General features: G+C 57.4%; 14 protein-coding genes. 6 read left to right on the top strand and 8 right to left on the bottom strand.

Annotated elements, in window-relative coordinates:
• Positions 1-4: 4 nt before the first annotated feature.
• The 5 genes from A7P99_RS06325 to A7P99_RS10455 form a co-directional block, all read right to left on the bottom strand.
• Positions 5-1,741 carry a penicillin-binding protein 2 gene (locus A7P99_RS06325; RefSeq protein WP_067686979.1) on the bottom strand — a complete coding sequence of 579 codons (1,737 nt, stop codon included), beginning with the start codon at positions 1,739-1,741 and terminating at the stop codon, positions 5-7.
• An 88-nt stretch (positions 1,742-1,829) separates the two neighbouring features.
• Positions 1,830-2,093, bottom strand: a complete 264-nt coding sequence (ftsL, locus tag A7P99_RS06330) for a cell division protein FtsL (RefSeq protein ID WP_067686982.1) — start codon at positions 2,091-2,093, stop codon at positions 1,830-1,832.
• A complete protein-coding gene (gene rsmH, locus A7P99_RS06335) occupies positions 2,086-3,042 on the bottom strand; it encodes a 16S rRNA (cytosine(1402)-N(4))-methyltransferase RsmH (protein ID WP_067686985.1) in 957 nt (318 codons plus the stop codon). The genes ftsL and rsmH overlap by 8 nt, the downstream gene beginning before the upstream one ends.
• Positions 3,039-3,494: a division/cell wall cluster transcriptional repressor MraZ gene (gene mraZ / locus A7P99_RS06340; protein WP_067440455.1), complete on the bottom strand. Its 456-nt coding sequence runs from the start codon at positions 3,492-3,494 to the stop codon at positions 3,039-3,041. Before mraZ ends, rsmH begins: the two co-directional genes overlap by 4 nt.
• 522 nt (positions 3,495-4,016) lie before the next feature.
• The gene (locus A7P99_RS10455; protein ID WP_231863727.1) at positions 4,017-4,172 is read right to left on the bottom strand and encodes a hypothetical protein; all 156 of its coding nucleotides are present in this window, start codon (positions 4,170-4,172) and stop codon (positions 4,017-4,019) included.
• Positions 4,173-4,222: 50 nt separating this feature from the next.
• Here A7P99_RS10455 and A7P99_RS10460 point away from each other — a divergent pair, with 50 nt between their 5' ends.
• Together A7P99_RS10460 and A7P99_RS06350 are read left to right on the top strand one after the other, a co-directional pair.
• Positions 4,223-4,546, top strand: a complete 324-nt coding sequence (locus A7P99_RS10460) for an SAM-dependent methyltransferase (protein WP_067447611.1) — start codon at positions 4,223-4,225, stop codon at positions 4,544-4,546.
• A gap of 408 nt (positions 4,547-4,954) precedes the next feature.
• Positions 4,955-5,350, top strand: a complete 396-nt coding sequence (locus tag A7P99_RS06350) for a nuclear transport factor 2 family protein (protein WP_067447609.1) — start codon at positions 4,955-4,957, stop codon at positions 5,348-5,350.
• 100 nt (positions 5,351-5,450) lie between these two features.
• On the opposite strand, the gene A7P99_RS06355 is transcribed toward A7P99_RS06350, so the two are convergent.
• Positions 5,451-5,747 carry a hypothetical protein gene (locus A7P99_RS06355; protein ID WP_067447607.1) on the bottom strand — a complete coding sequence of 99 codons (297 nt, stop codon included), beginning with the start codon at positions 5,745-5,747 and terminating at the stop codon, positions 5,451-5,453.
• Positions 5,748-5,752: 5 nt separating this feature from the next.
• A complete protein-coding gene (locus tag A7P99_RS06360) occupies positions 5,753-6,337 on the bottom strand; it encodes a class I SAM-dependent methyltransferase (protein ID WP_067447606.1) in 585 nt (194 codons plus the stop codon).
• Between the two features lie 114 nt (positions 6,338-6,451).
• On the opposite strand from A7P99_RS06360, the gene gshA reads away from it, so the two are divergent.
• Together gshA and trpS are read left to right on the top strand one after the other, a co-directional pair.
• Positions 6,452-7,795: a glutamate--cysteine ligase gene (gene gshA / locus A7P99_RS06365; protein WP_067686988.1), complete on the top strand. Its 1,344-nt coding sequence runs from the start codon at positions 6,452-6,454 to the stop codon at positions 7,793-7,795.
• A gap of 275 nt (positions 7,796-8,070) precedes the next feature.
• Positions 8,071-9,078, top strand: a complete 1,008-nt coding sequence (gene trpS, locus A7P99_RS06370) for a tryptophan--tRNA ligase (RefSeq protein WP_067528363.1) — start codon at positions 8,071-8,073, stop codon at positions 9,076-9,078.
• A gap of 325 nt (positions 9,079-9,403) precedes the next feature.
• Here the strand turns inward: trpS and A7P99_RS06375 are convergent, their stop codons facing one another.
• A complete protein-coding gene (locus A7P99_RS06375; RefSeq protein ID WP_067447600.1) occupies positions 9,404-9,979 on the bottom strand; it encodes a TetR/AcrR family transcriptional regulator in 576 nt (191 codons plus the stop codon).
• A 170-nt stretch (positions 9,980-10,149) separates the two neighbouring features.
• Here A7P99_RS06375 and A7P99_RS06380 point away from each other — a divergent pair, with 170 nt between their 5' ends.
• Positions 10,150-11,136, top strand: a complete 987-nt coding sequence (locus A7P99_RS06380) for an HlyD family secretion protein (RefSeq protein WP_197474743.1) — start codon at positions 10,150-10,152, stop codon at positions 11,134-11,136.
• Between the two features lie 9 nt (positions 11,137-11,145).
• The gene (rbbA, locus tag A7P99_RS06385; RefSeq protein ID WP_067686992.1) at positions 11,146-13,926 is read left to right on the top strand and encodes a ribosome-associated ATPase/putative transporter RbbA; all 2,781 of its coding nucleotides are present in this window, start codon (positions 11,146-11,148) and stop codon (positions 13,924-13,926) included.
• Position 13,927 lies beyond the last annotated feature (1 nt).

The raw sequence follows: 13,927 nt of genomic DNA on the forward strand, positions 1-13,927 counted from the left end.
CGATTTATTTGGCAGCGACTTGCTGCACAGGTTTGGTGGGCGTTACGCCCAGAATATTCAGCGAACCAGCCATGATGTCTTTAAACACCGGCCCGGCCACCAGGCCGCCGTAATAGCCGTTTTGGGTAGGCTCGTCGATGTTCACCGCCACAATCACGCGCGGATGCTCGGCAGGGGCGAAACCGATGAAGGTGGCCATGTGTTTGTTGTCGGCATAGCGGCCGCCCACCAGTTTGCGTGCAGTACCGGTTTTCGCGCCCACGTTGAAACCGGGCACAGCACCCTGCGTACCGGTACCGCCGGGCTCGGTAACGGATACCATCATGCGGCGGATGGCACGTGCGGTTTCAGGCTTAATCACCTGTTCGCCCTGCGGCGCGGTACTCTGGCGCAGGAAGCTCACCGGCAAAAGTTTGCCGTCGCTGGTGAAGATGGTGTAGCTGTGTGCCAGCTGCAGCAGGCTCATCTGCAAGCCGTAGCCGAACGACATGGTAGCCTGCTCGATGGGCCGCCAGTTGCGCCAGTCGCGAACCAAGCCAGGCGATTCGCCGGGGAAACCGGAGTGCATGCGGCGGCCGAAACCGACTGATTTATAAAAATCGTGCATCTCTTCTGGCTTAAACATGGCCGAAAGCTTGCTCACGCCCACGTTAGAAGATTTCTGCATGATGCCGCGCAGGGTGAGCGAAGGGTAGTTGTGCGTATCGCGCACGGTAGCCGGGCCGATATTATAAGTATTGGTGTTGAACACCATATTCTCGTTCACTTTGCCCGAATCCAAGGCTTTGGCAATCGGGAAAGGTTTCATGGCCGAGCCAGGCTCGATCATATCGGTTACCGCGCGGTTGCGGCGCAGGGCGATTTCAGCACCGCCGGGCTGGTTTGGATCAAAATCCGGCAGGTTTACCAGAGCAAGGATTTCGCCGGTTTGCGCATCCAACACCACAGCGGTGCCGGCTTTGGTCTGATGATAGGCAACAGCCTGCGCCAATTTATCGTGCGCCAGCGATTGAATGCGCTGATCCAGCGAGAGCACCATATTGCGCCCGTCTACCGCATCGCGGTTGCGCGGCGAATCCAATTGATCGACATAATTGCCTTTATTGTCACGCAGCACCACGCGCGCGCCGTCTTGGCCGCGCAGGTCGTCTTCGCGCGAGAGCTCCAAACCTTCTTGACCCTTGCCGTCGATATTGGTGAAGCCGATAACGTGGGAGAACAAATTGCCCATCGGATATTGCCGCTTAGGCTCGGTTTGGAAGGCCAAGCCCTCAATTTTCAAAGCACGTACTTTGGCAGCGGTTTCCGCGCTCATTTGTCGTTTCAAAAATACGAAGTCGCTATTGGTGCGCGCCAGGCGGTCGGCAATGGTTTCCACCGGCACTTCAATGATTTCGGAAAGCTGCTCCAGCTGCTCCTGGCTGGGCATTTTTTCCATGGCAGAAGGGATGGCATACAGCGAATCGGTGGGCGCGCTTAAGGCCAGCACTGCGCCGTTGCGGTCGGTAATCGTGCCGCGATTGGCCTGTTGCACCAAAGTGCGCACAAAACGCTTATTGCCTTCGGTTTGCAGGCGATCTTGCTCCACCGTATGCAAATGTACGCTCCAGCCCGCCGCTGAGGCGAAAGCCAAAGCAAAAACCAGCAAAACAAAGGCAATCCGGCCATTGGTGCTAACCGGCTTCTTCTGTTTAACTGGCTTCTGCCGCATCTGCGGCTTGTAATCGCTTTTAATCAGCATGGTATTTACTCTCTACGCTGCCGCCCACACGGCAGCAAAACTGCTTTTTAATATTATTCAACTACTTTTATTAGCTTCATTCGCCTATTTAATATTGCAGACGCACGATTTTGGTGTTCTGCATGGTGGGTGGCTGCAACTGTTGCTGCTGAGCCAACTCTTTGATGAAACTATGGTTGGCCAACTTGGCCTGCTGCCACTGCAAGCGGCGGTATTCCTCTTCCAAATCTGCCTGCCGCTGGTGCTCTTTTTCCAGCACAATAAACGATTCGCGCGAGCTGTCCTGCACCGACACCACGCCCAATGCGGAGAGCACCGCCAACACAAACAGCATGATATTCAGCTTATTCATCTACAAATTCTCCCGCCGTCCGCTCGGCCACACGCAACACAGCGGAGCGTGCTCGCGGATTGGCTGCGGTTTCTGCTGCCGAAGCCCGCTGCGCTTTGCCGATTTCCCGCAAAGGCGGCTCGGGGCGTTCGCTTTCCCGCACCATCACCCACTTGGGCAGCGGCATCGGGCGGCTGTGGCGGCGGATAAACTGTTTCACTATCCGGTCTTCCAACGAATGGAAGGCAATCACTGCCAAACGCCCGCCGGTTTTCAGGTAGCCTGCAGCCTGCGGCAGCACCGCGCTTATTTCTTCAAGCTCACGGTTGATGAAAATCCGAATGGCTTGAAACGTCCGCGTCGCCGGGTCTTGGCCACGTTCGCGAGTACGGACGGCTTGTGCCGCCAACTGCGCCAGCTGGCCGGTTGTAAGGATGGGGCGCTCTTGCCGCTGCTGCACAATGGCACGCGCAATCTGGCTGTTAAACCGCTCTTCACCATAATCTCTGATTACCTCGCGAATCTCTTCTTCGCCGGCCTCGGCCAGCCATTGCGCGGCGGTTTGGCCGCGCGTAGTATCCATCCGCATATCCAACGGCGCATCGTAACGGAAGCTGAAGCCGCGTTCGGCATCATCGATCTGAGGCGAAGACACGCCCAAATCAAACAGCGCACCGTCCACCGCTTCAATACCCAATCCTTTTAAGGCTACCTGAAAGCCGGAAAACCCACCGTGCACCACTTGCACGCGCTTGTCTGCTTCCGCCAGCTGCCGTGCCACGGCAATAGCCTGCAGGTCTTTATCAAACACCACCAGCCGGCCGTCTGCGCCCAGCTTCGACAGAATTAGGCGGGAGTGCCCGCCGCGGCCGAAAGTGCCGTCCACATACACGCCGTCCGGCTTCACTGCCAAAGCGTCCACCGCCTCGTGTAAAAGCACGGTAACGTGCGCCAATTCCTGCGCGCTCATAGGCGGAACCCAGCTTTATCGAGCTGTTCGGCCAATTCATCCGGATCCATATCCAGCACTGCGTTCATATTGGCTTCCCAACGTTCGCGGTTCCACAACTCTAGCCGGTCGGCACGACCCACCAGCGTTACTTCTTTATCAAACTGCACGCGGCGGCGCAGGCTCGGTGGCAGCAAAATTCTGCCTGAAGCATCCAAATCCAGCGTTTCGGCGTGGTTCAGCATCAAATCACGGAACATTCTGGCAACCGGATTGCCCGACACATTCATCGCCTGCAAATTTTCCGCCGTTTTCTGCCACTCTGCTTCCGGATACATCACCAGATGCGTACGCGCTTCCACGGTAACCACCAAAGACGGCGTGTAGTGGCGCGCGAGCAAGTCGCGGAACTTGGCCGGAATCGCCAAGCGCCCCTTGCTGTCGATGCTCAATTCATGTACGCCGCCAAACACTTTTTCCCACCTTCGGTTGATTTTTGGAACTGAAAAGGCACTTTGCCCCACAATTCCCCACGAAGCGACACTATACGGCAAAGCAGCGGCATCGGTCAATTACAAACACCGTAAAAATCCACGATTAACAAACTGTTTTTACATAAGATAGTTAGTCTCAATCATCATGCCTGTCGTTTTCCACGCAACCCAAATTTTGCCTCCTAGCAGCAAGCCTTTATAATTGCGCACGTTTTCCAGATTATTCGCATAATTGCTCTATGAACAGCTCTATATGTCTGCCCCGGCCCCAAAGCCCTCGGCGCCTCACAAATACTGTGTGGCCTGATACAACATCAGCACCAAATCACATGGCTCACCGAACTGCCCGTAGAATTCGACAGCCTCGTCATCGGCAACGAAGTGCTCGATACTATGCCCTGGACATCGTGCGTTATCAAAGCGGCCAATGGCAACTGACGGGCGTGGGGCTGGATGCAAACCAACAATTCCAATGGCAAAGCGCCCCTACCCGAAAAACTCCTACTCTCCGCCTAAGAGCTGCTGCCCGCCATTGACGGCCACACCAGCGAACTGCACCTGCGCTAGAAAGCCTTTATCCGCACCCTCGCCCAACGCCTCACGCGCGGCGCCCTGCTCTTTATCGACCACGGCTTCGACGCCGCCCAGTATTACCATCCCCCCAGCGCAGCGGCGGCACCCTCATAGGCCACTACCGCCACCACGCCGTGCACAACCCCTTCGAACACATCGGCCTCACCGACCTCACCTGCCACATCAACTTCACCGCTATCGCCGAAGCTGCCTGCCAAGCCGGGCTCGACCTCATCGGCTACACCACCCAGGCCGCCTTCCTGCTCAACCTCGGCCTCACCGACCTGCTTGCCGCCCAAGGCGAACCCGAAAGCGAAGCCTACATCCGCACCGCCGCCTGCCAAACCCTCCTTGCCCCGCAGGAAATGGGCGAGCTCTTCAAAGCCATCGCCTTCAGCCGAAATATCGACCCAGATTGGCAGGGCTTCGCCATCGGCGATTTGTGCCACAAGCTGTAGCTGTCGGTTTGGCGCCGGCACTTTCAGGTAGCCCCTAGCCCGCGCCCTCCAACAACAAAACGCTTGCGGAGCATGATTCCGCAAGCGTTTTGTTTGTCTTGATGGTGTTACCGGAAGCCCGGAGGCTACCTGAAAGCCGCAAGTACTCGGTTTTTCAGGTAGCCTTTGGGTGGAGTGTCGGATTCAAGAATCTGACCTACGGTTGTTGCCGCTGTTCGAGCCGGTGGAGTTTTTGGGCGATGAGGGCGTGGCGGTGCTTTGAAAACGGGCGGGAGCATTTTTCAAGCAGCCCGAAAATTTCCGGACGTGCAGAAAAAACCGCCCTGCACATTCAAACCGGATTATCGGGCGTATAATGGTTTTCGGAAAAACCGAAATTACCAACCTCGTTAAAGAAGGAGCGTTTTCATGAAAAACGAATCAGCGGAAGTATTTAAAACTTATACGGAAGCCTTGGCAAAAGGCGATTTCGATGCCGTATTCGGAACCTTGGCCGACAATATCGTGTGGCATATGGGCGGCGAAAGCCCGCTTTCGGGCGATGTTGCGGGAAAACAGGCATTGGGCAGACGCTTGGCCGAATTTTCGGAAAGAAGCAACGGAACATTCCGCGTGGTGACGAACTGGTTTGCAGGCAACGGCTGCTTTGTCGCCGCAAGCGTTGTCTCCCTAGCCGAAAAAGGAGCCGAAAAGCTAAACAATCCAGGTATCGATTTATTCAGAATAGAAAACGGGAAAATACAGGAAGTGTGGACTTTCTCCGAACGTCAGGCGGAAGAGGACAAATTCTGGAGTAAACCGTAAACCGCAAAAAGAAAAGAATGTATAAGGCAGCCTGATAAAGCACATAACGGCTTTTCAGGCTGCCTTTATTTGTTCAAACCGCCAAACTCAAAACATCGGCTTATACGTAGCCAGTCAATAAATGGTGCAGAGGCAGCCGGTGGAGAGGGCGTAGCCGATCCACCATTTGGTGGATCGCGGCGGGCTTTTCAGGCAGAACATGCCCACCAGCACATACAGCACCACCAAAATTCAGCTTCACGCCCAGCCAGTTTGCGTTACCGAAAGGCACGTAGCGGGTAATGGTCATCAGTATCATGCCGGTGAAGAGCAGTAAGGTGTCGTCGTTGGCCTGTTGGATGTAGGGAAACAGGGCAGGCGGTAAGGCGGAAATACTCGGTTTGCGCTTTTTAGCCATCGGTTTCAGGTAGCCTTTGGGTTGGTAGATGTGTTGTGCTTTTCAATCGCTAGCAAATAAGGCGGGCGGTTGCGGCGGTTGATGAAGCCGTAGTGCAGCACGGCAAACTGCTGCTGCGGTAGGGCCGCCGCCCATTCGGATACGGCCTGGGCTTCGAGCTCGCCCGCTGCATGGCCGGGATAAAGCACCACAGCCAACAGCCCTCCGGGGCGCAAAATGTGCACGGCTTGTGCCAGAGCGGAAAGGGTGCTGCCGGTTTCGGTGGTGAGCGCTTTATTGCCGCCGGGCAGGTAGCCGCAGTTGAACACGATGCTGTGCACAGGTTCGTTTACATATTGCGCCAAATCGGCGTGGCTCTCGGCAATCAGGCGCACCTGCCGCGCAGCGCCGTCTTCCTGCAGGCGTGTTTGCGTGGCGGCCAAGGCCTGCGTCTGGATATCGAAGGCATACACGCGGCCGCCACTGCCCACGCATTGTGCTAAAAACAGTGTGTCGTGGCCGTTGCCGGCGGTGGCGTCCACGGCAATGCCGCCTTCGGGCGTGGCTTGGGCGAGCAGGCGGTGGGCGAAAGGGAGGATGTTGTCGAGCATAGATTATAGAATGGAGTAAGATAGCCTGATGGTATGTTGGGAAATTCACTGTGGCAGCACGGGCTTGGAGTATAATACCTGCCACCTGCACACGCCGTTTGAAAGGAGATCAGCATGGGTATTCCGGTTATTTCCCCGCAATACGCGCAATATTTGCTGGATTTTGAAACACTCATCCTGCAAAAGCAAGCCGAAATCGAAGCCTGGTTCCGCAGCCAGTGGAAACAGCACAAGCCGCCGTTTTACGGCTCTGTCGACATCCGCAACAGCGGCTACAAAATGGCCAGCATCGACATGAACCTCTTTCCTGGCGGCTTCAACAACCTGAATCCCCAATTCAGTCCGCTGGCCGCTGCCGCTGCCACCGACGCGGTGGAACGTTATTGCGAAACAGCCAAATCCGTGCTGATCGTGCCGGAAAATCACACGCGCAACACGTTTTACTTGGAAAACGTATATGCCCTGAGCAATATCCTGCAACAGGCCGGTTTTGCCGTGCGCCTGGGCAGCTTGAACCCCGAAATTACCGAGCCATCCAAATTCAAAACCGCGCTGGGGCACGCCATTTTGCTCGAGCCCCTGCTGCGTACCCGCGAGCGTGTCCACCTGGCCGACGGCTTCTCGCCCTGCCTCGTGTTGTTGAACAACGACCTCTCCGGTGGCGTGCCCAAAATTCTGCAGGGCATCCGCCACACCATGCTGCCGCCCCTGCACGGTGGCTGGACCACCCGCCGCAAAACTGCCCACTTCGCCGCCTACAACCAAGTGGCCGCTGAATTTGCCGAGCTCATCGGCATCGACCAATGGCAGATTAACCCTTATTTCGAAAAAGTGTCCGGCCTCAACTTCCACGAACGCGAAGGCGAAGATGCCCTAGCCGAGGCCGTGGAGCGCGTGCTGGCTAAAATCCAGGCCAAATACGATGAAAAAGGCATTACCGACAAACCATTCGTTATCGTCAAAGCCGACGCCGGCACCTACGGCATGGGCGTGATGAGCGTGAAATCTGCTGACGAAGTGCGCGCGCTCAACCGTAAAAACCGTAACAAAATGGCCACCGTGAAAGAAGGCTTGGCCGTAACCGAAGTGATTGTGCAGGAAGGCCTCTATACCTACGAAACCCTCAACGGTGCCGTAGCCGAACCGGTAGTGTATATGATCGATCGCTTCGTGGTAGGCGGCTTCTTCCGCGTGCACGAAGGACGCGGCACCGACGAAAACCTCAACGCCAGCGGCATGCGCTTCGTGCCATTGAACCGCAACATGCCGCAAACCGACAGCAGCGGCGACGACCCGGAATTCCTTGCCGGCAGTAAGCGCGTATTCGAACAATGGCAAACCCTCGGCCTGCCCGACCGCAGCCAAGCCTGCGACTGTGCCAGCAACCGCCTGTATGTATACGGCGTGATGGCCAGGCTCTCGCTCTTGGCCGCATCGATTGAGTTGGATAATTATTGATGACACCAGCAAAGGTTACCTGAAGCTTTAGCTGCGCAGAAACTCCGCTGGGTTTTAACTTCGTTAAAACTCACGCTTTCAGGTAGCCTTTTTTGCAGATTATAAATGGTACAGCTTATTGCCCACATAGAATTTCCATCTTTCAGGTAGCCTTTACCCAAACATAAAGAGGCTACCTGAAAATTTCCCGCTTCCCGCCCTTGCACTATAATCTGCCATTTTTCAGGTAGCCCCAGCGCCGCCTCCTATTCCCGCCAAACCAAAGAAAGCCATCCATGAAAAAACGAGTCCTTACCGGCGTAACCACCACCGGCATCCCGCATTTAGGCAACTACGTTGGCGCCATCCGCCCCGCCATTGCCACCGCAGCCGATCCCTCCGCCGAATCCTTCCTCTTTTTGGCCGACTACCACGGCATCATCAAATGCCACGACCCCGAAGTCATCCACGCCTCCACCCAGGCCGTGGCCGCCACCTGGCTCGCCTGCGGCCTTGACCCCGAGCGCACCACGTTTTACCGCCAAAGCGACATTCCCGAAGTGCCCGAGCTCAACTGGATACTCACCTGCATCACCGCCAAAGGCCTGATGAACCGTGCCCATGCCTACAAAGCCGCCATACAGGCCAACCTCGATGCCGGCCAAACCGACCAAGACCACGGCGTGGAAATGGGCCTCTACAGCTACCCCATCCTCATGAGCGCCGACATCCTCATGTTCAACGCCCACGAAGTGCCGGTAGGCCGCGACCAAATCCAGCACGTGGAAATGACCCGCGACATCGCCCAGCGTTTCAACCACCGCTTCAAAGAGCTGTTTGTGCTGCCCGAAGCCAAAGTGGACGACAACGTAGAACTCCTCGTCGGTCTCGACGGGCGCAAAATGAGCAAGAGCTACGGCAACACTATCCCGCTGTTTGAAAGCGAGAAAAAGCTGCAAAAAGCCGTGAACAAAATCATCACCAACCTCAAAGAGCCCGGCGAGCCGAAAACCCCCGACGAGAGCCCGCTGTTTGACATCTACAAAGCCTTCGCCACCCCCGCCGAAACCGCCGAATTCACCCAAATGCTCGCCGACGGCCTGGCCTGGGGCGAAGCCAAAAAACTGCTCGGCGCCAAACTGAACGAAGAGCTCGCCCCCAAACGCGAACGCTTCCACGAGCTCACCGCCCAACCAGCGCAAATCGAAGACATCCTGCAGGCCGGCGCTGCCAAAGCCCGCAAACAAGCCCGCGAACTGCTCGACCAAGTGCGCGACGCCGTAGGCATCCGCCCCTTACGTTAAGCGGTATCGTCGGCTGAAAAGCATAAATTAAGGCTACCTGAAAGTTTTAGCTGCGCAGAAGAAACTCTGCGTCGCTATGCTTTCAGGTAGCCTTTGTATTGCAGCGGGCATGGGTAAGCTGCTCCTATAAGCTTCAGGTAGCCTACCCTTTGCAGGGCGTATCGGGTGCGTGCGAAATGCACGCACGCAGTTTGGAATAATGAGCGCAACAACGTGCATGCCCTGGCACACACCCTACTCATGCTGAAAAGGCTACCTGAAACAGGATTCAGGTAGCCTTTGGCATTATGACGAGCAAGCATCAAACCCTGTATTTCGTTCCGCCTCACGGCAGCAGCAGTTGGCTCATTTCCGTCCAGGCTTGGCGGACTTCGGGCAGGTGCAGTGGCAGGTCGCGGCTGAAAAAGTAGTTCATGCTGCCGAGAATGAGGGTGGCAAGCATGTCGGCTTGGTAGTCCCAATCTTTGCCGGGGGAAGCGTTGGGCAGGGTATGGGCGAAGTGGAGGAATTGCTGCTTAATCAGCTTGTGCATATCGCGGTAGAGATGGTGGCGGCGGGTGTCCACTTTCCACAGGGCGAGGATGAGGCGGCGGCGGCTGTGTATCCAGTCGGAGGCTTCAGGCATCATGTTGAGGAACACATCAAAACTGCCTGCTTGGAAACGGGTGAGGATGTATCGGCTGTATTCGGCTTTGAAGTCGGCAATCATCTTGCCGGCCAGGTCGCTTTTGCCGGAGTAGTATTTGTAGAAAGTAGAGCGGTTTACCGGAGCGCGTTCAAGAATATCTTGCACCGCAATTTGGGCGAAGGGTTTTTCGTGCAGCAAATCCACAAAGGCTTCGCGGATGGCACGGTGGGTTTTGATGATGCGGGGGTCGGTATAGCTTTCGTTTTCGCTCATATCTGCTCTTTCGCTTCAGGTGGCATCTGGGGTATTTTGCGTTTTCTTGTGTGCTTAAGCAACTTTTTTGCCAATTTTGTGTGCTTAATAGTACGCGGAATTGTTTTTTAATGGTATGCAGCCCTGTGCCGTAGACTTACACTTAAATCATTCTTATTTGTGAGGTATTCATGATGAAACGCCTGCCCAAATCCCTGCTTTTCCTGCTGCCGCTTGCTGCATTTATCGGCATCGGCTTTTTTGCGTTCCGCCAATATGCCGCGCCCGATCCTCTGGCGGGCATCGCGCATGCCAACGGGCGGCTGGAATTTGCCCGCATGGATGTGGCCAGCCTGTATGCCGGGCGGGTAGAGGAAATAACGGTGAGCGAAGGACAGTTTGTGGAAGCTGGCACGGTGCTGGCGCGGATTTCTTCGCAAACCGCCGAGGCGCAGCTTTCGGAAGCGCAGGCGGGAAAGGCACAGCTGGAGCAGACAGTACGCCGCGCGCAGGCGCAAATCGAGGCGCAACGCCAGCAACTGCGAACCGCGCAGATGGAGGCAGACAACGCCCGCCAGCTGTTCCGCGACAATTTAATCTCGCAGGCCGAACTCAACACCCGCTTGGCGCAGCGCGATGCGGCGCGGGCGGCGGTGCAAGCGGCAGAAGCGGCGCGCAACGAGGCGCAGGCCGGCGTGGGACAGGCACGGGCGAAAATGGCGCAGGTGTCTTCCGTTATCGGCGATTTATCGGTGCGCGCGCCGCAGGCCGGGCGGGTGGAATACCGGCTGGCCGAGCCGGGCAACGTGCTGCCAGCCAGCGGCAAAGTGGTGAGCCTGTTGAACCTGAACGACGCAAGCATCAGCCTGTTCCTGCCCGCACCCACGGTAAACCAAATCCCGCTGGGCAGCGAGGCACGGATTAAGATGGACGGGCTGGATGCGGTGTTCCCCGCCAAAGTTACCTATATTGCCTCAGAGGCGCAGTTCACGCCCAAATTTGTGGAAACAGCCGAAGAGCGCACCAAGCTGATGTTTCGGGTAAAATTGCAGATTCCGGCCGACGTAGCGGCCAAATACCAGGGCTACCTGAAAGGCGGCATGACGGCCACCGGCTTTGTGCGCACCGACTCCAAGCTCGCTTGGCCGGCCGATTTGCAAACCCGCCTGCCGCAATAGAGTAAAGCCATGCCGAACGCCATCGAAATCAGCCGACTCTCGCACGCCTACGGCAAAGTGCAGGCCTTGCGCGGCGTGTCGCTTGCCATCGGGCGCGGCGCCACCGTCGGCTTGATCGGCCCCGACGGCGTGGGCAAATCCACCCTGCTCTCGCTGATTGCCGGCGTGCGCACGCTCCAGAGCGGCGAAGTGCGCGTGCTCGGGCACAATGTGGCACACAAGGCCGAACGCGAAGCGCTGCTGCCGCGCATTGCCTTTATGCCGCAGGGCTTGGGCAAAAACCTCTACCCCACGCTTTCGGTGTATGAAAACATAGATTTCCACGCCCGCCTGTTCGGCCTGAACAAACACCAGCGCAAGCAGCATATCGAGCGCCTGATGCTCTCCACCGGCCTGGCACCCTTTGCCGGCCGTGCCGCCGGCAAGCTCTCCGGCGGCATGAAGCAGAAACTCAGCCTGTGCTGCGCCCTGGTGCACAACCCCGACCTGCTGATTCTGGACGAACCCACCACCGGCGTCGACCCGCTTTCCCGCCGCCAATTCTGGACATTGGTGCGCGAGCTGCGCGCCGAAAATCCCGGCATGACCGTGCTGGTGGCCACCGCCTACATCGACGAAGCCGAGCAGTTCGAGCAGCTGCTGGCCATGGACGACGGCCGAATCCTCGCCCACGGCCGCACGCAGGAAATCCTCGCGCAAAGCGGCTGCGCCACGCTGGAGCAGGCCTATATCAAAATGCTGCCCGAAGGCAAGCAAACTCATTGGGACGACTCCCAACTGCCGCCCTTTATCCCAGACGATTCCCTGCCGCCCGCGATGGAGGCGCACAACCTGAGCAAACGCTTCGGCAATTTCACGGCGGTAAACCACGTGAGCTTCCGCATCCGCCAAGGCGAAATTTTCGGTTTCCTCGGCTCCAACGGCTGCGGCAAAAGCACCACCATGAAAATGCTCACCGGCCTCTTGGACGCCAGCGAAGGCGACGCCACGCTCTTGGGCGAACCGATAGACGCAGGCAGCACCGCCGTGCGCCAGCGCGTGGGCTATATGTCGCAGGCGTTTTCGCTGTATGAAGAGTTGAGCGTGCGGCAAAACCTGGTGCTGCACGCAAGGCTGTACCGGCTGGGCGAAAAGAGCAACGCCGCCATCGAAGCCGTGCTGCGGCAATTCGAACTGGCCGACCTGGCCGACGCCACCCCCGCCGCCCTGCCCTTGGGCGTGCGCCAGCGCCTGCAGCTGGCCGCCGCCTGCCTGCACCGCCCGCAGGTGCTGATTTTGGACGAGCCCACCTCAGGCGTCGACCCCGCCGCGCGCGATATGTTCTGGCAATACCTGTTCCGCATGGCGCGGGAAGAGCGCGTAACCATATTCGTGTCCACCCACTTCATGAACGAAGCCGCCCGCTGCGACCGCATCTCGCTGATGCACCGCGGCCGCGTGCTGGCCGTGGGCGAACCGGAAGAACTGCGCCGCCGCCAACACGCCGATACGCTGGAAGAAGCGTTTATCCGCTATTTGGAGCAAGACGAATCCGCCGAAGCGGCAGAAAGGCTACCTGAAAGCGCACAAAGTGAGCTTTCACAAAGCAAAAACCCAGTTGCAGAACCTACCCCAAACAGGCTACCTGAAACGCAAAGTCTACCCGAACCCACCGCCCCATCCGGCCTGCTCTATTGGCTTTCCACCGTATTCACCTTCGCCCGCCGCGAGGGCAAAGAGCTGCTGCGCGACCGTATCCGCCTGATGTTTGCCCTACTGGGCCCCTTGGTGTATCTGATTTCAGGTAGCCTCGGCGTATCGTTTGACGTAAACGAAATGGACTTCGCCGTGCTCGATCAAGATCAAAGCCACTACAGCCGCCAGCTGACGCAGGAGTTTGACGGCTCGGCCTATTTCCGCCAAAAAGCCAGCCTCACATCCCGCGCCGACATCAACGCCGTGCTCACCGATGGCAGCGCGCGCATGGTGATTGAAATCCCGCCCGGCTTCAGCAAAGACCTCACCCTCGGCCGCCACCCGCAGTTGGCTCTCTATTTCGACGGCTCGTGGCCGTTTGTGGGCGAAAACCTCCACGGCTATGCCCAAGGCATCCTCAACCGCTATATGGCCGAGCTCTACCGCGAACGCGGCATCCGCATCAACACCGGCGGCAGCCTGCAAACCCGCTTTATCTACAACCCCACCTTCAAAAGCATCAACGCGCTCACGCCTGGCTTTTTAATGCTTTCGCTGATGATGATTCCGGCCATGCTCACCGCCCTATCCGTGGTGCGCGAAAAAGAAATCGGCTCCATCATGAACCTCTACAGTTCGCCCGCTTCCTCCTTCCAATATCTTTTCGGCAAACAGCTGCCCTATGTGCTGCTCTCGTTCTTAAGTTATCTGGTGTTGCTCGGCGTGGTGGTGTTCGGGCTGGGCGTGCCGCTGAAAGGCTCGTTTATCGCGCTCACGGCAGGCGTGCTGTGTTTCGTGTTCGCCTCCACCGGCTTCGGGCTCTTGGTGTCTACCTTCGTGCGCACGCAGGTGGCGGCCATTTTCGCGGCAGCGATTCTGGCCATGATTCCGGCGCTGGATTTCTCCGGCATGATTTATCCGGCATCCACCTTGAGCGGCGCCGGCAAGTGGATCGGCATTTTCAGCCCCACCAGCTGGTTTCAAACCATCAGCCTGGGCGTTATCACCAAAGGCCTGGGCTGGCGCGATGTGAATACGCTGTGCGGCACGTTGTTGCTGTTTTTCGCTGCCTATTGGCTCGCTGCCGGGCTGCTTTTGAAAAAGCAGGAGAAATGAT

This window comes from Eikenella sp. NML120348 (assembly GCF_001648435.1).
Taxonomy (GTDB): Bacteria; Pseudomonadota; Gammaproteobacteria; order Burkholderiales; family Neisseriaceae; genus Eikenella; species Eikenella exigua.